Origin of the sequence: Methanolobus sp. ZRKC3, from assembly GCF_045291275.1 — an archaeon.
Lineage (GTDB): Archaea > Halobacteriota > Methanosarcinia > Methanosarcinales > Methanosarcinaceae > Methanolobus.
Genome location: NZ_CP146982.1, coordinates 635,367 through 655,819 on the forward strand (window position 1 = coordinate 635,367; position 20,453 = coordinate 655,819).

Here is a 20,453-nt window from a genome sequence, read left to right on the forward strand (position 1 = left end):
CTTAGTTCAGGCCTATGTTGAGTTTTAGCAGTGATTTTCTCACAGTTTCCGGCAACTGGCCACACTGGATGGCTTTCATGTGTTCAGGTGAGATCACCTTAATGGCAGCTGTCATCAGTTTGTCGGAAAGCATAAGCTTGTCCATGAGCTTCCTGGCATAGACTGCTGTCTTTATTTCAAGTCCCATCTGCTCACGCCACCTTTTTTCGTACTCTGTAAGGTCGCATTTACCTTCGAGGTGGTCTGCAGCTGTCTGGCCAGCGAGCTTGCCACCAACCATTGCTGTGGAAATTCCGCCACCGTTGGTTGCGATTATATGCCCTGCAGCATCACCTGCTATGAGTGTATCCTTTGTAGCTGTGACCTTTGGTGCACCGCCCACCGGTACAAGACCTGCGACAACCGAGACTATGGATGCACCTTCGAGTTTCTTGCTGGCTATGGGGTGCTCGTAGAGGAACCTGTTCAGGTAATCCCGGGCGCCCATGCGTTCTTCGAACATGGCTTCACGTATGCCCACACCTATATTGGCTGAGTCTTCTCCCTGTGATATGATCCATGCATATCCCCCCGGGACATAGTCCTTGCCGAAGTACATCTCAACGGCTTCCCTGTCCACATCCACACCGCTGATCTCGTATTCGAATGCTGTGCCTGTGCCCATTGGGTCAGCGTCCCTTAGCATGTTGTTTGCCCGTCCCACGGTGGAGTTTGGTCCGTCAGCTCCGATTATTACCTTGCCCCTGACGATGTGCTCTCCGAATGCACCATCGAGCACCAGTTCAGTACCGTTGACCTCGGTGACGTTGGTTCCCACAAGAAGATCTGCCCCGGCTTTACCTGCCATTTTTGCAAGATGCTTGTCAAAGCGTCTTCTGTCGATGGCATCTGCGTTCACATGGAAGCCCTTTGATATTCCGCTGGGGGCGATGAAACGCTGGTATGATGTTGATGTGTGGATACAGCTCTTTGGTATCTCTTCAAGTGTGTATGGCAGCTCTGCATTTGGTACTAGCTCAGTGAGGGTTTCGTAGTGGGGGAGGAAACCTCCACACTGAAGTGGCACTCCCAGATCCTTTTTCTTGTCCACTAGAAGTACGGATCTGCCCCTCTCTGCTGCATACATGGCTGCTGTGGAGCCTGCCGGCCCGGCTCCTACTACTATAATATCGTATGAATCTTCAGGTGTCATGTTCTTTGCTTATCCCAAACACATCTTATTAGATATATCTAACTATTATGTGACCAGTAGGTAACTGTCATCTGATCACTATCTAGCTATTGCCTGAATTCAATCATTCTAATCGTTTCCGGGCATTGATTTTTCCCGATTCATAAAATGCTAAATGGTGGTTCGAGGTTTCAATGACCACCATTTCTTAAGCAATGTTCTTTACTTCAAGCCTGAAGAGCTTTGTATGTATAATAGATACTTCCTATGGCTATGAGTGTCACCAGCAGATAGAGCAGGCCACCTATCCAGGGAATGCTGGTAAGTATGAGCAGCAGGAACAGTCCCAGTGCCATATCCATCCAGGGTTTGGAGTCTACTCCTAATTTTGATAACGTGAGTTTACCCAACCATAGCCCGAAATAGATCCTGACGGCATAGAGGGCAAAAAGCGTTGTGAACAGTAGTAATAGACCGGCTGGAATACCTATCACGGTTATAAACAAGACAAGTGAGCCCACAAGAGCTGCAGCTAATGCCAGGAACCCGACTGCCAGATTCTTTAATGGGAGTACTGGAATGGCTTGAGATATGGCAATTGTTCTTTTCGGGAACAGACCAAGGGATATCAGTGCAATTACCAGCAAAGACAGGTATTTGATAATCCACAATCCGGGAGATGAACTGTCATCCATTTCCTTTCTTCCCGTATTGTATCTGGTGAAATCCACTTCCTCTGCCACGACTCCGGATGGTATTATGGCTTCATTTGGACCTGAATATTCGAGCTTCCCGTTTATTCGAGCTGAAGAAAGCACGTTGAGTTTTTCCACTTGCAGGTCAACATCACCATCAATAATGCCAGTCAGTGTCACATCTTCACCGCCACCTGTGACGTTGCCACCTACATCTCCTCTGATCGCAGCATCCCCGCTACCGAAAACAAGATCCCCACCAATGCTGGCATCATCGGATATTAGCAGTTCTCCTGTGCCTGCCAGCAGGTCATCACCGATATTTCCGTTTACTGTCAGTGTGCCTGATACAACCCTTACATCATCTCCGACATTTCCATTGATGGTAACTTCGCCTGCTGCAACCACAACATCTCCTGTGACATTGCCCGTGATCTCAACAATACCGCCAGCAGCGATCACATCCCCAAGCACCGTACCTTTGATGCTGATATCACCTCCGGCAATGTAGATATCATCATCTATCACTTCGTCCATGGTGATGGTGTCGCCTGCTTCGATTACTTTAAAAGCGCTTACAGGGCTGCTGATGATCAGTAATAATACTAAAAACATAGTTAATATGGATAAGCTTAGTTTCATGAAATTCCCCCTTATATAATTATATGAAAGTAATCACTATATAAGCAATAGGAAATTAGGCTCCGTAGAAACATATGAAAATCACTATCTATGGGGTGAATTGATTTATATTCAGTACCCTGGGATACATCATGTTATAATTTCAGGCTTTGTTGTTGTCCGCTCATTATATTTCTCCATAAAGCCGGATATTGTCTGAAGATTTTCTGGATATTGGTGGATGGACTACCTGCATTATGCTGTGTGAGAATTGGAATGGTCACGGATGGCTGATATGACTCTCTTCTTTTATTTTTTCTGGCAAAAGGTTCTTAAAGAAATATGAGTATAGCGAGCAGGTAATTCTATTCATTCATTAATACTAATAAACTAATTGAGTTGATCAATTTGGCAATAGAGAACGGAGATTTCATAAAAGTCAATTATACCGGTAAAATCAATGAAGGACAGGTCTTTGATACAACCGATGAGCAGCTTGCAAAAGACAGTGGCGTTTACAACCCACGCGGATTATACGGCGGGGACATCATTGTAGTAGGCTCAGGCCACACCATTGCTGGTCTTGATGCAGATTTCGTAGGCAAGGAAGTAGGTTACACAGGAACCCTCACCCTTTCACCAGAGAATGCATTCGGTGCACACAACCCTGCACTCGTAGAAACCGTTTCCGTAACAAAGCTCAAGGACCAGTTCCAGGACCAGAGGCCATACGCAGGTATGCCTGTCGAGCTTAACGGAAAGCGTGGTGTAATTTCCCAGGTCATTGGCCGCAGAGTACGTGTAGACTTCAACCATGCACTTGCAGGCAAGGATGTAGAATACGAATACACCATCGAGGAAAAGATCGAAGACAATCTCGCAAAGGCACAGGGTCTTATCGCACTCTACACAGGCCTCAGAGACATTGAGATCGCAATCGTCGAAGACGTGATCAGAGTAGTTGTCCCACTCGAGGTATCCTTCAACCAGAGATGGCTCATGTCCAAGGGAACCATCGCAACAGAGCTTATCGAGAAGCTCGGCGTACCAAACCTTGAATACGTTGAGAAATTCCCATACGTGCCACCAACAGCACCTGAGGCAGAAGTCGCTGCAGAAGAAGCACCAGCTGAAGCTGAAGCAACCGAAACAACAGAAGAGGCAGAGGAATAATCCTTTCCTCCCCTATTTACTTTTTAAACCCCCATCGTTCAACGCCTTTCTAATCAAAAGGCTTATATTCTAAACCGCTATTGAGATACCATTCAGTATGCTGAGGTAGCCAAGTGGACTACGGCGCCGGTCTTGAAAACCGGTAGTGCTAACGCGCTGCAAGAGTTCGAATCTCTTCCTCAGCGTCCACACTTTTTTTGATTGATTTTGAAACTAGTACTTTAATTTAAAACTCCCTTCCACTCTCCCATCTTCTCACCAAATACCATAGCCCTTGCCGGACTTGAAGATGCAACCCTCACGATTTCAACACCATCTGATACATTGCAGTGTTTGATGAAATCCTCTGCTTTTTTTCCGTTGCAGATAATCTTCCTGATATGGGTCAGGTGGGAAAGGTCATTGTATTCTTGATTGCGGATGCTGCTGTCTGAGCTTCCGGTGATTTTGCAGGCTTTCAGGGTATCCCATAGTCCGATCTTGTGTTTTAGCAAGGTCTCGATCCTATTATTGTAGTCCATCTCCTGCATATCGATGCCGAGTATGCCACTCATAAGTTTCCAGAACTGGTTTCTGGGATTTCCGTAGTACTGGCTTATGGCTCTTGATATTTCTGAGGGGTAGGTTCCTACTATCAGGATCTCTGTTTCTTCGTTTATTATTGGGTCCATGGTGATTCTTCCTTGGGTTTGATTATGGGGGTAGGATGTTTGCAACTGATTAAAGGATTTTTATGTGGTTTTTGGGGTATATTGCTAGTTTCCTGGTGCTATGTTGGGATGTGGGGGTCAAAGTAAGGGCTTTTTTCTTCCATGCATCAGGCTGGAGCGTTGCAGTTTTTATTTTTATGAGAACTTATTTGAACTTATGATAATTTCATAGTGAATTTTAAATATTAAAACAAATATCAGCCCAATAATATAATAAAAATTAATATTTTTGGTGTTTGAGATGGATTTGAAAAAGTTACATATTTTTAGATATTCACTGGTATTATTGATCTTACTATCATGCATAGGGATGGTGTCTGCAACATCACTAACGCCAGTTGTCACTGAACATGGTAAAATAAGTATTTCAGTAGACGGACTCGGAACTTCAGGAACTGGAATCATCCAGGTAGAAAAACCATCTGGTGCAACAGTGAGGGGTGCCTATCTAACTGCAGCCAGTGGTTGGGGTGGAAGTGAGATCCCGGATGGAGCTATTACAATTGATGGTATTGGTGTTAATTGGGATTTCTCACTTTTTGCAAATTGCAATAATCACTGGGCTGATGTAACTTCAATTGTAAGGACTAAGATTGATAATGCTCCAGCAGGAAGAATTGATTTCACTATAACTGAATCAGGAAACATTGATGGTGAGGCTCTGATAGTCATATTTAATGATGCAAATCAGGTGGATGATAATACAATTATATTGTTGTTTGGTGGACAGGCTCCTGCAGGGGACTCATTCAAAATTGCATTGTCCGACCCCATCAATAAAAGTAATCCAAATCTAATGGTCGATATGGGTTTAGCTATATCTTTTAGTTATCAGCCAGGTAATCAGGTAAGCCTGATAGATGTCAATGGACAACGTTTAACCTCTTCTGCAGGAGGCTCGGATGATGCTATTAGTGGACTCATAACAGTTGGGGGTCTGGATGATAGCAATAACAATCCTGAAAATCCGTTATTATCCACATCTCCTAGTATGGGGTATGATGATGAATTATACAATCTCCTGCCTTTCGTCTCAAACGGAGATGCGAACATAACGGTATTTACGCAGAACCCTTCAAACGATGATAATATATTCTTTTCATATTTCTTTATGAAATCAACTACTGCAATAGTAGGTGAAGGAATCATTCTCTCCCCTTCAAATGCCACAGCTTTCAAAAACACTCAGCAAACCCTCACAGCAAACTTGCAGGATGACAACGGTGACCCTCTTGCAGACAAAAATATCACATTCACGGTAATTTCAGGTCCTCACAACGGAACAACTTTTACCAATACCACAAATTCCAACGGTGAAACGACATTCACATACACGGGAACTTCAGTTGGTGTGGACACCGTCAAGGCTAGTTTTGTTGGTAGCGGTGATGAAACGGTTACTTCTAATCAGGTAAACGTGGGATGGATCACGCCTCAGTATAGTGAGTACATCGAGTTCAGTGAGAACGGGGACAGCTCATATGCCACATCTCACAGCACTATCGTAAACATCACTAATATTTCAGCCTTTAATCAAAGTCTTCAGTATTCATGGGATCAAAATAGCAGCATAGGTGCAATTGAATCGTGGGCGTCATTCAACAATGGGAGTCTTCTTACAAAGGATTCAGTAAATGGTGACTGGTATCTTCATATAAAAGCTCTTGATGATGCAAGTAACGTTAACTATTCTGTATCAAATGTGTTCAGGCTTGACAATGAGGTGCCTGTCTACAATTGGGTACAAAAGATCCTGACTGCAAACACAGGTGAAAATATCACTATCGAGCTTAACGCAACTGACAATATCGAAATTGCTTTTGGACATATCAGTGTAGATGGTCAAAATTATGAGATGGTACAGAATTCATCCAATTATTTATGGAACATTTCCATTCCAGCAAGCGATTCTGGAACACTTGTAAGTTCCATAGTTTACAATTGTACTTTTATTGATCTTGCAGGGAACACCAACACAACTGAAGATATCACTATTGATGTGTCCATTCTTCCAATTGCAAACTTCACAGCTGATGCAACAAGGGGTATTTCCCCGCTGAGTGTGAACTTCCTGGAAAATTCATCAGGGCTTGTAGAAAACTGGTATTGGGATTTTGGAGATGGAAATTCTTCCACTGATCAAAACCCAACACATGAATTCGGATCTGGTAATTTCACCGTAAACCTGACCGTATCAAATGCCAACGGAACTTCCACGAAGTACCTCAACATAAGGGCAGCACAAGATCCAGTTTACTCATTGTCTCCTGAATACAGTGAAATACTCTCCATTTATGGGGGTGAGTTTAATTTCAGCATAAACGCCACTTCATTCTCAAGCTATGAATGGTTCATTGGTGACACTGCAATTAACGGATCAGGTGTTGATCTGTATGCAAATCTAATTGATTCATCAAAGAACTCATACTGTAACATAAACACGAGTCAGTACATAAATCAGAATGACTTCTTCATGGAAGTATACAACGTCTCAGTGAATGTCAGTAATGAGAGCATTGGAAGGACAGATATTTTCTCATGGGAGTGGACTGTTACGAACTCATCTGCAAACGATGAAAATGAAATTGATTTCCTGGTAAACACAACTCCTGAAATAGTAGTTTCAGGAAATGAATCCAATGTTCATTTCAATACTACGGATAATGGCATAACAGATTCTAACAGCATTCCGTTTAGTCTCCAGAATGTTTCATTTAACACTTCAGGCAATACAAGCGGAATTATGATAAAAGTGGAGGTAATGAATGTATCTTCGTTAAATGAGTCTACGCTAGATTTCCCAGTAGATTCTGTTTATCAATATTTGACATTAGTTTCAACAACGAAACCCTGGTAAACAATGAAAGCAACAACCAGACTCTCGAGTTTAGGGTTTTGAATAAACTTGACGGTGGATCATTGATCATAAACACTGTTTACCTTAAACATTGGACCAGCCTTACCTGGGAATCCTACACTCCGGAACTTGTTGACAATGATGGAACTTATTCTTATTTCATTGTCAGGAACATTTCAGGTTTTTCACCATTTGCAGTGACTTGCGATTATAGCTCATCTTCAGGTTCAGTATCAAGTTCAGGGGATGGCCTCCCTGCGTATATAAAATGGTTGATGCTCAAGGAAAATGCAGAAAATCTTGAAGATGCTGGGGATATTGAAATATCTGAAAATATGGGTGGAAATAGTCAGCAAACTGAAAATAGCATTGGAACTAGTGATTCCCAAAACTCATCTAATGTAGGGGTGCATGATACAGTAGACGAAAATAATTCTAGCTTTGTCTATTGGATCTCTGGCATAGGGCTTGTTCTGGTACTTGGGGTAGTTGTCAGAAGGAAGCAGAATGGTAAGGGGGGACTTTAAGTCCTTCCAATTTATCCTGCATATTCATGAGTTTGCCCAAAAGTTAAACAGTATTCCAATTAAACAGTAAATAGAATCATTAAAAGAAATAAGCATTGAACTGCTTTTGCAAGTCTCTCCATTGACGTAAAACCAGCAGTTTAAAGCCTGCCATTTTTATTGTACTTGGAAAGCATACTGTTTTTGATTTTAGGATTCCCCTTTGTGTATAAGTTCTTATTGGGGATGGGGTAACAATCTTTTCTGGATTTTTGAATCTGTTTACAAAACTTAAGCCAAGCGTATTGTCTCCTCTGTCCGTCACAGGGATATCCACATATGTGCAAAATAGTCACAAAGCATAAATAATAAGGGTGTTTAAATATAATAGAATATTATTCCAAATGTAGTATTCAGGTATTGTTAATTGCTTTCAAGGGGTTGTGGGAAAGCAAAGATACGCAGATTAAAATGGGTGTTGATCGTGGGGATTGAAACTACTTATGAAATGGGATTAGACGCTGTCATCTATGATGGCGGGAACACATTCATGGCATGTCCGGAATGTGAAAAAGAGATTGAATTCATTTATAACAATATAGTGGACAAAAATCTAGTGCGGGGGTCTAGGATCGCTTGTCCTGGGTGTAACAGTGAAATCGATCGGGTTTTGCTGTCTAAAGAGGGAATGGAGCAGGTGATGGATAGACTCTGGCAGGGAGCTATGGTGGAAATCAATGAGATGCTCAAATAACCAGTGTGTTTAGTTCACAATTTGATCCGCTCTCTAAAACAGTGTTTCTGATTCTTGAGGATTGCATAGAATACTAGGTAATGGGCGGATCTTACTATTTATTGAATTGTATTAGGTCGGGTGGGGAAAGTCCTTGTACTCCTCAATCCATAAATATGGTTAACTTTAGGTGTTTTTGATGAGGTTTTGATTATTCACCATATATGGTTTGGTCAATATTTTTATGAATATTTTCCTTGGTTGGTTGAATCAAAGATTTGAAAACGTTTACTATTTCATAGTCAATTCTAGATATTTTTTTATAAATGTAGGTGTGCCAAAAAATTCCATCTTTAAGCGTTTCATATTCGTAATCTCTATAATTTGTAATTTCATCACTCATTTTTCAACCCCTTCCCCTGATCATGGATGTCCAGATTATTTACATTAATTTCTTTACGATTTTTATTGTATCAATGTCCAATAGTCAAACATATATCAATAATTATGTAATTATTAACAAATAATGGTTAACTGCATAAATAAATATGTTTATATTAGTAATGCATGGGTAGCAAAACAATTTAATAAACTTAATGATAGTCAAATGATCCCGTGGGGGAGTTATGGTAATATGTACTTAGCTGCATGTTTTTGGCTTACTGTTGCAGATCATACCAACCGGCTGTTGGATGGTTCGCATGTGCCTCTCTAATCGTTCACGATGTCAATTAGGAAAAGCTTGGGTCGATTGGAAGTTGAGACAAAGACGTTTTCAGTCTATGTTTAGGACATGGGTGATTGGACCACTAGTGTTTAATTAGTTATGCAGATTGGATTGATTTATTGCTCTTCGTCTCTACATCTAAAATAGGTGTTATGCTATATATTATTTATTAGTAATCCGTCTTAAATCAATTTCACTTTATTTAAATTTGAATTGTTTTGTATTTTGTATCGTCATTCTATACTGCGTAAATCTATATGATGTACGCATTGGATCATACAAACAAGGTGCATTAGCATGTATCCGGCTGAATTTTTTGAATCAGGGAATTGTGGGTTTCTATCTCCTTGTTCGTGATGTTAATTAGAATCTGTTTGGGTGAAATGGGGGTTGAGACGAAGATGCTTTTAAGCTATGTTACTGATGCGGAGGAATTGCTCGCAGATACCTGGTTGGTTGGTTGGTTGGTTGGTTGGTTGGTTGTACAGGTTGTATTGATTTATTACTCTTCGTCTCTAAAAAAAGAATATATTAAAGCTATTTATTATTTGCTAAATGAATTTCTTAAATCAAGTGTGCTTTATTAATCTCAAAATGCTTACTTTTTATTATGTCATCGCTAGGGACACATGACTCAATGGGCTGCATTCATTAATCTTATTGAGCTTAATATTAAAACCGCTGATAAATAAGCAGGCCAAAAAGATCGTATGGGCAGATGATCAATTCGTCCTGTTCAATGCAGCGATATACAATCTTGCCCAGATGAAAGGTATCAGTGAGCCTACTATGTGTCCTATGACAATGCCCCACCATACGCCAGTTATTCCAAGATCCAACCTTGAACCAAGGAGGAATGCAAACAGGGGGGCCAGGATCAAAGAACGGATAATTGTGGATGCCAGGGAATTCATGCCCTTGCCTGTACCCTGGAAAAGAGAGGATGACATCATTCCGAGGGATATCATGGGGTAGAATATGCATAGTATTCTCAAAAGAACGATAAGTTCATCAGTTATATGAGCAGCATTCTCAGACATTGTGAATATGTGGGCTATTTGTGGTGCCAGGAAATAGGTAAACAATGAAATTACCAGTTCTATCAGAAAACCTATTTTTGTGGCATAGATGTGGATGAAGTCTATTTTCTTAAAAGAACGTGCACCGTAAGAAAAACCTGCCATTGTAATAACTGCCGTTGCAATACCTATCAATGGCTGGATAGCTATGGAAGCTACACGCCATCCCACTGAATAAACAGCAACACCATCTGTACTGTCGACTAACACGACTATAAGGTTCAGCATGATAAGTGACAGAGCCATGGATGAATGCTCAATTGATGCAGGAACTCCAACCCTGAAAATATCATGGATAATATCTTTCTCAAAGCGGAAATTCTTAAAATTAAAGGAAATATATGTATCTCTTTTCAGGAACAGCCAGTTAAACATGGGAACTGAGGATATGGCGAGTGAAAGTATTGTTGCCCATGCAGCACCTGCAATTCCCATATCAAAAGTATAGATAAATATCGGATCAAGGATAATATTAAGAACAGCACCTATTATCATTGCATGCATAGCTCTTTTTGTATCCCCTTCACTGCGAAGGATACTATTTGCCACATTGGTAAAGAAGATGAAAATGCTTCCTGCAAATATAATACGGCCATATGCTATTGCAAGCTCAACGGTTTTCCCTGCACCAACCAGAAGAAAAAGTTCTCTGGAATACACAAAGAAAGGTACAGTAAAAGCCAGACACAGCAATAGCATCATTATCATTGAATTGCTGGCGACCTTATCAGCAGCATTTTTGTCCCTGGCACCCAGACGTCTGGAAATTGCAGCACCTGCTCCCATGCCCAGACCATTGGAAAGTGCTATTGTGATAAAAAAGAATGGAAAAACAAAACCAGTTGCTGCAAGTGCATCTGCACCGAGACCGGATACCCAGAATGTATCAACAAGATTGTAAAGGGTCTGTATGGACATTGCCAGTATCATTGGCAGCGAAAGCTTGATCATGGCTTTCTTCGGGTCGCCCATAAGCGTTTTTAAACCGGATGTCTCTTTGTTCTCTAAAATATAAGATACATCGTCAACATCACCATCAACTGATTCATTGCTCATTTTTTTTATCTCAATGTTTAAGGGGGTATGTTTTCAAAAAGATATGCTACCATGCGAAGTGGTATCTTTCTGCTTTTAATGAAAGATTAGAGTTTAAACTTTTGGATACAGAATCAGAAGGCTATAGTTTTTGCTGTTCACTATGTAAATTGTAGTTTTTATTTATATGAGAACTTATGAGTAATCCATATGGTTTTTTAAACCTCATGATTTTAGATATTCAATTGCATTGCTGATCTGACTCTTATTCATAGAAATGGTGCTACTTATTTCCGATTATCTACTCAGAACCGCCGCATCATTTAAAAAAATTTAAATACGATTATAATTATCTAACATATGAGGCGCGCTACTAAACATTAAACCAAATAGATTGACTCTATTGTAAATACCACCAACCATTTTACAAGAGCCGTATGCGCGCCTCACACTTAAGAAAAAAGAAATGATAAGAAGGTGGCTTGTTGTGTTCCTGGTCCTTGTGGATGCAGATTCAATCGGCAGCCTGTAAAACAGGGCAAGTGTCTAGCATTATGGCTCCCGTCGGAATGATCGGAACCGGGTTGCTGTTCTCAGGGTGGCTGCAGTAGTATGACATACCAGCCCGACATCTTCCGGGTACTCCGGCGCATTTTGTGAACAATTCAATTGATTTGCGATATAGGCAACTTATACAATTCATAATTATTACTTCCTGCATCATAGGATAAGTGGATATATTAATATATTTATATTCAATATATTTAATAATATCTTAATCAATTATGTAAGCCAGTCTAAATTTATTTGGTTTAAACCGGGCTGTTTTCTTATTGCTGTATGCATAGTTAAAAAGTATATTAGTAGTAAACTTCTATAACTGTAGAACAAGAATACTATTGTTCTATTCAAAGGGGATATGGATGAATGCGGATTGGATGTCGATTTTGTTTATTTTACTTGTGGGGATAGCGATAGGGTCCGGGGCAAGTACGTTACTTGCAGACGATTATTTTCCTACAGAACTGCAGTTGGTAGAAGGCACAAGTTCCATTGGCTCAGTTGATAATAACAATACTGATCAACAGCTTTATTCTTACAGTTTTACTCTACTTAGAAAAGGGGAAGGCGATTGTTCCATTAACTCCATTAAGCCTGTTTTTACAGAAGGATTTTCTGGCAGGATCCTCATGGAGGAAAGTAATTTCGTTGTTAATGAAATGGATGATTCCGGTATTTTAATTACTTTGACTGGAAAAGTGGAATTTGACGCTACAGGTCTTTCGAAGAAAGAAATAATGGATTTTGATCCTTTTATAAGCTACATTAGTGTCTCGTCAAAAGAAGTGCTTGACTTCTCATTGTTGCTGGATGACTGAATATGCATAATTTTTAGTGTGTTTTTCAAATAATAATTTCTATTAACTATTTTTTATAAAATAACTTAATAATTCTGCTTATGGTATCAGACAGTCGGCAAAAGATATTGTTCGTTGCTGATGGGCTACTAAACGTTGAGCTTATGCGTGCATTCTTGAAGATAACTATGGGATCCTCAAGGCTTATAATGGGAAAGATTCAATCGATCTCGTAAAAAATGAAGAGCCAGACTTCTTACTGCAGGGCGTTATGATGTCGGAAATGAATGGCTATGATGTCTACAGGGAATCGAATTCGGAGCGATGATCTTCTCAAAAAGCCTGTTAACAAGTTTGGACTTGAAAAAAAGATACCTACCTGCTTCGATAAGAAAAATGTACGTGGTTGGGGTATAGGGTTTGCTGTCGCAAAACGTACTATGGATCTTCATAGTGGGGGGTAGGAGTTGTCGATAATCCTGAAGGTAAGGGTAGTGTTTTCTGGTTGACTCTCATAAAAGCTCAATAACCGGGTAGAATCCATGGTGATTTTCGAAACCTATATATGCCAATCTGCCTAATGACAGCCATCGACGTATAAGGGTGATAACGTGATAAGTGTCAACGAAAAGGGACTCGCAATTATTGATGAGATGCTCGACTGGGAAGAAGAACTCAAAGTTAAATCCATCGAGCTTGAGAATGGTGCTACGGTCATTGACTGTGGTGTCAACATGGAAGGTGGCTATGACGCAGGTATTTATCTTTCACGCCTCTGTCTTGCAGATCTTGCAGATGTAAGTTATACAAAATTCAATCTTGACGGATTACCAGTGCCTGCTGTTCAGGTAGCTACTGATCATCCAACCATTGCATGTATGGCTTCACAGTATGCAGGCTGGAGAATCTCAGTAGGTAAATACTTCGGAATGGGCTCAGGTCCTGCAAGGGCACTTGGTCTTAAACCAAAAGAGCTCTATGAAGAGATCGGCTACAAGGACGATTTCGATGCAGCAGTACTTGTTATGGAATCTGGCGAGATACCAAATGTGGAAGTAGTGGATTATATTGCAAAACACTGCAGTGTTGATCCTGAAAATGTTTACATTGCTGTTGCACCAACCGCTTCCATTGCAGGTAGTGTCCAGATATCAGCTCGTGTGGTTGAGACTGGAATTCACAAGCTCGAATCCATTGGATTTGACATCAACACTATCCAGAGCGGATTTGGTATTGCACCAATTGCGCCAATTGTGGGCGACGATACAAAGTGCATGGGCTCTACTAACGACTGTGTCATTTACTGTGGTGAGACATACTACACAGTGAACTATGAAGACTCAGAAAAGCTTGCAGAATTTGTTAGCAAGGTACCATCCACAACATCCAGGGATTACGGTAAGCCATTCTACACAACCTTCAAGGAAGCAGAATTTGACTTCTTCAAGGTAGATGCAGGAATGTTTGCACCAGCAAAGATCACTGTAAACAACCTGGCAGACCAGAAGACATACACAAGCGGAAGGATCAATACGGGTATCCTGCTTGAGTCCTTTGGTGCAAAGGAAGTATAATCTTATTATTTTTTGAATAAAGTACAACCTCTGGTTGTACTGATCTATTTTTTCAGAGGTGCTTAGATGGAAGTAGTAAATACTTCAAAGGGTATTGGTGGACAGTTAAATGATTTTAGAAAACTTGTCACCGATTCTCAGAGAATCGTATTCTTTGGTTCGGCAGGTTTCTGTACTCCCTTTGCAGAACTACTGGCGTTTGTGTTACGCAACACTGATAAGGAATTAATATTTGTTCCGGGAAATCGCCTGGATGCAGCAAAACTGATAGTTCCAACTGAAAATGGGATGCAGTTAGGTGATGCAGTTTCATCTGTAAAAGCAGATACTGTGGTTCTTCTTGGAGGGCTTTCAATGCCAAAGATAGGCGTTGAGCCTAAAATAATGAAAGAGACTGTTGAAGAAGTACTCAATGGTTCTGACACAAAATTGATAATGGGCGTTTGTTTCCAGTCAATGCTGTTGAATGAGGAATGGCTTGATGCAATTAATTTTGATTATGTCATTGATTCAGACCTGACAAACGAGCTAAAAGAGATCTGAAAATCTCCAGCTCTTTTTTAGTATATCCACGCATCAATGACAACATGCCAGACACCAGGTGAATATTTCTTTACCTTGCGGCATTCTTTTATTTCTACTTTTTTTCCTTCTTTCACGGCTGCATTTTTTATTCTGGATAACGGCCTATCAAATAGCAGCTTCTCAGGAGTTGTCTCGTGATAATGAAGCATTCCTCCGCCGGGTTTGAGTGCTCTTATTCCTTGCTTGAGATAATGGTGTGTAGTTCCAACATAGCCCATTAATACTCTGTCTGCAATACCTTTTGGGGTGAGGAATGTACAATCCCCATTCAGTGCCTCAACAGTGTCACTAAGTTTATTGAGCCTGACATTTTCCACAAGGTATGCGTAAGATTCGGGATTTAATTCTATTGAATATATTTTTTCAGGCTTCGCATGTACTGCAATAGGTATCGAAAAATATCCAATTCCTGCAAACATATCGACAATGACTTCATCTGAACCGATATTGCTCATGAGTTTCTTCTCGTAAAGATTACCCTTTGAGAACATCACTTTTGTAACGTCAAGCTTGAAGAGGCAGCTATTCTCCTTGTGGATCGTTTCGGTCTGTGAACCTGCTATGATCTCCCTTTTTGGTTGTCTGAACTGCCCTTCTATTCCTAGGTCACGTACAACCGTATTACACTGTGGGTACATTTCAAGCAGTTTCTTTGCGATCAGATTCTTGATGTCTTCGGACTTTTCATCAATGCTAACAACAATGATATCTCCAAGTATTTGCCACCCGGAAGGTATGGGTCCTGAATATGGTTCTTGCAAATCATCATCTATCCTTTCCCCCAGGGACTTCCATTTTCTGTAATACTGGGGATCTTGCTGCTCAATTATATTCATACCTTCGATATCAGATGTAACCGGTATTTCGAGGAAATCATTTCCGTCTATATTGATTGTCCTGATCTTTCTTTCAAGGTCAAGATATCCTTTTTCCCGAAGTTCTTTCCTCATTTTTTCTGCTTCACTGATTGGTGTGACAACAGCTTTTTCCATATTCATCATTTGAGTTGTTTACAGTTTTATTCTTTATGTTTTTGTTGTATTGCGAGCTATTCATTCGCTGTCCAGCGAACATTTATATACGTTGTTTTTTAATTAAGTAGTGCATGAATAACGGAGATAGTACCGCAATTTTTTCCACCGATGAGGGCTTTATCGCATTAAATGGTCCTGTCAAGGTCAAGATACTGGAATTCCTCAAACCCGGTCCCAGATCGTTTGATGAAATTGTGAAACATACTGAAAAAGCAAAAGCTACTATTTCTGTTCATCTTAAGGATCTGAAGTCCTCTAACCTTCTTGAAGAAAGGGTAGATTCCAATGATAAGCGTAAGAAGATCTATTCTTTAACATGCCAGTATGTAGCCTGTTCCCAGGAACCTGGGGTCAGAAACTATCTGGAGATGCTGGATGTGATGTCTTCCGGGGAAATGGGGAAATATGGATGCATCAAATGTGTTTTTCATGCGGTTCAATATGGTTTTCGCGCCAATGGTATAAATTGTGACCCCATCATGCGTAACATTGGAAGGGATGTTGGAAAAAGTCTTTCAAAGAATCTGGTTTCGACAGAACAGAATGCTTTATTTGAAGAAATGATGAAATTCTGGGAAGATAACGAGATTGGCAGATTCACAGTGATTGGGACAGACCCACTGACTATCGCCGTTCACAACTTTTTTGATTGCAGGTCCATCCCTGTTGATAGTAAGTCCCTATGCTCTTTTGCACAGGGAGTTTTTGAAGGTGTTTTCCGTGATAAGTTCGGTGACGAACGTAATATGCAGATAGTTGAAACTTGTGGAAACGATTGTGATTCCTGTATCTTTATAATGAAATAAAGGGGTCAGGCTGCTTTAATAACTCCCAACTCTCCTTTAAGGTATTTTCCAATTGCAGCGACAATACCTGGTCCATCGGTTTTTTCACGACACGTGATAACATGTTCCATCAGCCCAAGACGCTCAATTCCATAAATGTCTCTTGAATGTCCTGTTTTCTTAATGGCTGCTTTAAGCTCTGAGCGAGTCACTGAATTGGCAACAACGTGGTCAAGGCCTGATTTTTTCCATGCCCACAGTTTATCAGCCTGCACTTTAGTAAATCTTCCTTCAGCTTTTGATGCATCAGATATTTCAATTTCTACAGGAAGCTGCTGTATGATCCCAAAACGTGCTGCTATCTGTTGGGCGTCACCAGCTCCGAAAAAGTTAAGATTCTCCTTTGGTATGTTTATTATCGTACCAATATCAACTTGTAGCATGTCCTTGTCTATTTTATGAATAAAACCCTTGTGGACACTACCGTTCTTTATCATTCTTGTCGGTCTTCCGTACTTCTGTGCAAGGAAATTGGATGCAAATTCATCATCCTCACCGGTAATTTCAACTGAAAGCCAGTCATTTTCTGAGACCGATATTTCAGATTCAGCATCAAGTTCCTTAAGTTCGTTGTCCATCAGAACCTTGGCAGAATGGATTGCACGCTCTCTGCTGCCATATATCTTAATCGCTAATTGTGTTTTGACCATTGTACCACAGGATAATAACTATTGGTTCATAACACTATCGAATATTCCCTGTATCTCAGTAAATTTGTCAAGTACTGAATCTTCAAGAATATTCCCCGAATCTTCAATTGAATTGAGCAATAATTGGATATCGCGACTGAATGGTCCAATCTTCCGTTTGATGGTCTCCGCATCAACATCAGCATTATCTTCGTATATTGAGCTGATCCTGTCATGTAGTTTATCTACTTTTTCCACAATGTTTGCTTTCTCACTTTCCACATCTTCCATCTTTTCGTCTGCAATTTTGCTCTCATCATCATTTTCAGGCAGATCCCCTTCCAGTGCAATGATAAGAGCCTTTAAAGCTTCTACAACCTTGTAACCATGTTCGGTTAATTCGACGTACTTCACACGGCCTTCAAGTGAGAACTTTACAAGTCCGTGTTCTTCCATTTTTGTGAGAATTTTAGTGGTATGTGCAAAAGTAGAATTGATTTCCTTGGTAATTATGGATGCATAAGTTTTCTGTAATGACCATATGGCAAGAAGTGCAAGGGCAGGTTTTTCCTGTAAAAAAAGTTGTTCCGCATACTCTTTTGTCATTAAATGTCCTCTTCGTTTTATAGCGTGGAGCTAACTATATTATTAAAACAATATTAGATAAATGGTTATATATAAATCTATATATCAATATAATAAAATAGTATATATTTCTATCGGATATCCAATATTATTTTTTCAATATCGCTTATATTCGCATCAGTTTTGAACGAAGTTCCACTGAAATGTGTCCTGGATGCCGCAAAACCATTGTCTTTCAGCGCATCGACAAGAACATTGATGAGGGAGGCAGAAAGGCCAAGTTTTTTGCATATGAGGTGCTGGTCATAAAATGTAGGAATGTTTAATTCATTCATGCAAAGTTCTATTATTTTTATGGCATGTTCCCTCGTACCAAGCTCACGACCTTCTATCTCTTCAATAACTTCCTGACAGAAGCCTGGATCGTGTAATTGTCCAAGCCAGAGGGGGCCTGCAGTCATAGTATCGGAGTCACACATTGAACATGACTTTTGAATATGGGCTACAATACCCGGATGCGTTTCTCTGTGTCCGCAGACCGGACAGTGTGAGATATAACCTAATTGTTGAAGCATTTTGTCTGCTCTTTTCGCACCCTTATTAATTTCAAGGTAACTGCGGACATAATGCCTGGTGGCATGTGACAATAAAGGTGTCATTGCCTTATCATGAACTGATAGTTCTCTTGCAACTTTTCCCAGAAGGATGCGAACTCCCATCTCACTGTGGTACTCGTTATTGAAGGGTATTGCTGCATACTTGCGTATGCCTGAATTAAGATGTGCGCCACAAAGTGGTGCAGTGTCAGTTGCTGTGACTTCCAGCATGTTGACTGCAGAACGGGCTGCTGCAGCTAAAAAAGGCGCAGGTGTTCCAAAAGGGTCAAGATCAACAATATTGTACCTGCTCTCGTACAGTAGCAGATTTGCATTTTTGCAGCTTCCCTTTGCGTTTTCCAGATTGAGGTTATCTATATTATCTAAAATGAGATTGTAAGCTTCCTCACTCCAGTCATTGAGAGTTGTGCTGACTCCTACCTCATTGGCTATGCGCAATCCCCTGATGCCGGAAGCTGAAAGTGCATCAACGTAAGTGATGTCAGAGATTTCTCTCTCGTATTTTTCAGAAAGACGTTTGACAAAAACAGATGTCGCAGCCACGGAAATATCACGGTTGAGTTCCATGACGGGATTATAAAAAACAGGGGCTGCAGAAGGGGGAAAGGATACACCTTCCACATGCACAGGAACAAGGATCTCGGTTTCACCTTCTTTTACGGTTCTGATATTCATCCGCTTCTCAGAAGATAACTTTTTATTTAACGATAATGGTTCCTTTCATTTAACAATTATAGTTGCTTCTTTGAAAGACAGGCCTAGGGCTTTGTATGTATAAGTGCCTGTTTCATTGAACGTATGCGAATATTGATTTCTATATCCAATACTGGTATTTTCCCAAGCACCTTCATTACTGACAAGCATGGCTATTCTCTTAGGGTCGTTGAAATTGATCCAAACAACAGTATCTCCTTTGTTTATAGTCAGGTTGCCGGGTTGGATGAGGAAATTCTCAAGGCGTATGGTATAGGTTCTTGCTCCTTCAGGAGGAGTAATAACCAGTTTATCATCGTCTTCTTCCATTGGAGTCTCATTTTCATCCATTGAAGTGTCATTGTCTTCCATTGGAGTTTCGTTCATCTGCATATCTTCAGAAGTGTTTTCCTCAATAACTTCCGTCTCCCCATCATCCACACATCCTGATGCAAGAAGAGCAATTATTAGGAATAGTACAGCAAACAGCTTTAATTTCACAATATCACCTTAATTAAAATACAACTTTGATGCTTTAATACTTTCTTCTCAAACTTTGATAAGTTTGGCATGTATCTCCAGTTCACCATTTGAGTGCAGAAGTTCGATTATGGCGGCAGATCCTCCTGAAGCCATTCCCGGATTGACGATTACAGTGTCACAATTCTTTATTATGCCTCTTGCTTCGTGTATGTGTCCACAGACTATCAGTTTGACCTTGTCCAGGTGATTGGCAAAAGCATGGCATCCCACATGTACATCTCCAACATCATCCAGAATACCACGAGGTGGCGCATGTGTCAGGAGAACAATTGGATATCCTGTATCTTCGGCTTTGGCAACAAGCTGGTCGATCTTCTCACTTATTTCTTCTTCTTCCAGCTCAAAAGGTGTACAGAAGGGTGTGGGATTAGACCCCCCTATTCCCACAAAGGTGATCTGGTCTATGGTAACCATGTTGTTATGCATATTTATGCCCGAAGAGCTGTCAAGCACCTCAAGTATGGATGTGTGATCACAGTTTCCCGGGACTGCCAGAACTGGTTGTTCGAACATATCTATTAGATCATTCGCCCTTTCATCAGGTCCAAAATTGGTTATGTCGCCTGCTATCATCACAGCATCGATCTTGCCTGCCTGTTTGAGCATTGCTTCGATACTGGAATAATTTCCGTGGGGATCTGCTATTGCGAGTATTCTCATGGACCAACCTGTCATAATTTGAA

General features: G+C 40.6%; 20 protein-coding genes and 1 tRNA gene. 10 read left to right on the plus strand and 11 right to left on the minus strand.

Annotated features, from left to right (window positions below):
- Position 1: 1 nt before the first annotated feature.
- Positions 2-1,192, minus strand: a complete 1,191-nt coding sequence (locus V7O66_RS03120; protein ID WP_406661520.1) for a geranylgeranyl reductase family protein — start codon at positions 1,190-1,192, stop codon at positions 2-4.
- Between the two features lie 206 nt (positions 1,193-1,398).
- Positions 1,399-2,508: a hypothetical protein gene (locus tag V7O66_RS03125; RefSeq protein ID WP_406661521.1), complete on the minus strand. Its 1,110-nt coding sequence runs from the start codon at positions 2,506-2,508 to the stop codon at positions 1,399-1,401.
- Between the two features lie 387 nt (positions 2,509-2,895).
- Between V7O66_RS03125 and V7O66_RS03130 the strand changes: the two genes are divergently transcribed.
- Positions 2,896-3,660: a peptidylprolyl isomerase gene (locus tag V7O66_RS03130; RefSeq protein ID WP_406661522.1), complete on the plus strand. Its 765-nt coding sequence runs from the start codon at positions 2,896-2,898 to the stop codon at positions 3,658-3,660.
- Between the two features lie 99 nt (positions 3,661-3,759).
- Positions 3,760-3,845 (plus strand) — tRNA-Ser (locus V7O66_RS03135).
- A gap of 36 nt (positions 3,846-3,881) precedes the next feature.
- Here the strand turns inward: V7O66_RS03135 and V7O66_RS03140 are convergent.
- Positions 3,882-4,331, minus strand: coding sequence for a DNA-deoxyinosine glycosylase (locus V7O66_RS03140; RefSeq protein WP_406661523.1), 450 nt, complete (start codon positions 4,329-4,331; stop codon positions 3,882-3,884).
- A 325-nt stretch (positions 4,332-4,656) separates the two neighbouring features.
- On the opposite strand from V7O66_RS03140, the gene V7O66_RS03145 reads away from it, so the two are divergent.
- From V7O66_RS03145 to V7O66_RS03155, 3 genes are all read left to right on the plus strand, one after another.
- Entirely contained in the window at positions 4,657-7,227 is a 2,571-nt protein-coding gene (locus V7O66_RS03145) for a PKD domain-containing protein (RefSeq protein ID WP_406661524.1), read from the plus strand.
- Entirely contained in the window at positions 7,221-7,754 is a 534-nt protein-coding gene (locus V7O66_RS03150) for a hypothetical protein (RefSeq protein ID WP_406662556.1), read from the plus strand. The genes V7O66_RS03145 and V7O66_RS03150 overlap by 7 nt, the downstream gene beginning before the upstream one ends.
- A gap of 463 nt (positions 7,755-8,217) precedes the next feature.
- Positions 8,218-8,487, plus strand: a complete 270-nt coding sequence (locus V7O66_RS03155; RefSeq protein ID WP_406661526.1) for a hypothetical protein — start codon at positions 8,218-8,220, stop codon at positions 8,485-8,487.
- A 190-nt stretch (positions 8,488-8,677) separates the two neighbouring features.
- On the opposite strand, the gene V7O66_RS03160 is transcribed toward V7O66_RS03155, so the two are convergent.
- Complete coding sequence (locus V7O66_RS03160; protein WP_406661527.1) at positions 8,678-8,869, minus strand: hypothetical protein; 192 nt, start codon at positions 8,867-8,869, stop codon at positions 8,678-8,680.
- A gap of 1,046 nt (positions 8,870-9,915) precedes the next feature.
- The gene (locus V7O66_RS03165) at positions 9,916-11,328 is read right to left on the minus strand and encodes an MATE family efflux transporter (RefSeq protein WP_406661528.1); all 1,413 of its coding nucleotides are present in this window, start codon (positions 11,326-11,328) and stop codon (positions 9,916-9,918) included.
- A gap of 902 nt (positions 11,329-12,230) precedes the next feature.
- Here V7O66_RS03165 and V7O66_RS03170 point away from each other — a divergent pair.
- The 4 genes from V7O66_RS03170 (at position 12,231) to V7O66_RS03185 (ending at position 14,782) form a co-directional block, all read left to right on the plus strand.
- The gene (locus V7O66_RS03170) at positions 12,231-12,686 is read left to right on the plus strand and encodes a hypothetical protein (protein WP_406661529.1); all 456 of its coding nucleotides are present in this window, start codon (positions 12,231-12,233) and stop codon (positions 12,684-12,686) included.
- An 80-nt stretch (positions 12,687-12,766) separates the two neighbouring features.
- Complete coding sequence (locus V7O66_RS03175; protein WP_406661530.1) at positions 12,767-12,901, plus strand: hypothetical protein; 135 nt, start codon at positions 12,767-12,769, stop codon at positions 12,899-12,901.
- 375 nt (positions 12,902-13,276) lie between these two features.
- A complete protein-coding gene (gene mch, locus V7O66_RS03180; RefSeq protein ID WP_406661531.1) occupies positions 13,277-14,239 on the plus strand; it encodes a methenyltetrahydromethanopterin cyclohydrolase in 963 nt (320 codons plus the stop codon).
- Positions 14,240-14,305: 66 nt separating this feature from the next.
- Positions 14,306-14,782: a DUF2124 family protein gene (locus V7O66_RS03185; protein WP_406661532.1), complete on the plus strand. Its 477-nt coding sequence runs from the start codon at positions 14,306-14,308 to the stop codon at positions 14,780-14,782.
- A 17-nt stretch (positions 14,783-14,799) separates the two neighbouring features.
- On the opposite strand, the gene V7O66_RS03190 is transcribed toward V7O66_RS03185, so the two are convergent.
- Positions 14,800-15,825: a class I SAM-dependent methyltransferase gene (locus V7O66_RS03190; RefSeq protein WP_406661533.1), complete on the minus strand. Its 1,026-nt coding sequence runs from the start codon at positions 15,823-15,825 to the stop codon at positions 14,800-14,802.
- A 104-nt stretch (positions 15,826-15,929) separates the two neighbouring features.
- Between V7O66_RS03190 and V7O66_RS03195 the strand changes: the two genes are divergently transcribed.
- Positions 15,930-16,664 carry an ArsR family transcriptional regulator gene (locus tag V7O66_RS03195; RefSeq protein WP_406661534.1) on the plus strand — a complete coding sequence of 245 codons (735 nt, stop codon included), beginning with the start codon at positions 15,930-15,932 and terminating at the stop codon, positions 16,662-16,664.
- Positions 16,665-16,669: 5 nt separating this feature from the next.
- Here V7O66_RS03195 and V7O66_RS03200 read toward each other — a convergent pair whose 3' ends face one another.
- The 5 genes from V7O66_RS03200 to V7O66_RS03220 form a co-directional block, all read right to left on the minus strand.
- On the minus strand, positions 16,670-17,353 hold the full coding sequence (locus V7O66_RS03200; protein ID WP_406661535.1) for a DUF2110 family protein: 684 nt from the start codon (positions 17,351-17,353) through the stop codon (positions 16,670-16,672).
- An 18-nt stretch (positions 17,354-17,371) separates the two neighbouring features.
- Positions 17,372-17,938, minus strand: coding sequence for a MarR family transcriptional regulator (locus V7O66_RS03205; protein WP_406661536.1), 567 nt, complete (start codon positions 17,936-17,938; stop codon positions 17,372-17,374).
- Between the two features lie 110 nt (positions 17,939-18,048).
- Complete coding sequence (locus V7O66_RS03210; protein ID WP_406661537.1) at positions 18,049-19,209, minus strand: tRNA (guanine(10)-N(2))-dimethyltransferase; 1,161 nt, start codon at positions 19,207-19,209, stop codon at positions 18,049-18,051.
- 45 nt (positions 19,210-19,254) lie between these two features.
- Complete coding sequence (locus V7O66_RS03215; RefSeq protein ID WP_406661538.1) at positions 19,255-19,728, minus strand: hypothetical protein; 474 nt, start codon at positions 19,726-19,728, stop codon at positions 19,255-19,257.
- 48 nt (positions 19,729-19,776) lie between these two features.
- Positions 19,777-20,430 (minus strand): metallophosphoesterase, encoded by a 654-nt coding sequence (locus V7O66_RS03220; protein WP_406661539.1) that lies wholly within the window; start codon positions 20,428-20,430, stop codon positions 19,777-19,779.
- Positions 20,431-20,453: the final 23 nt, after the last annotated feature.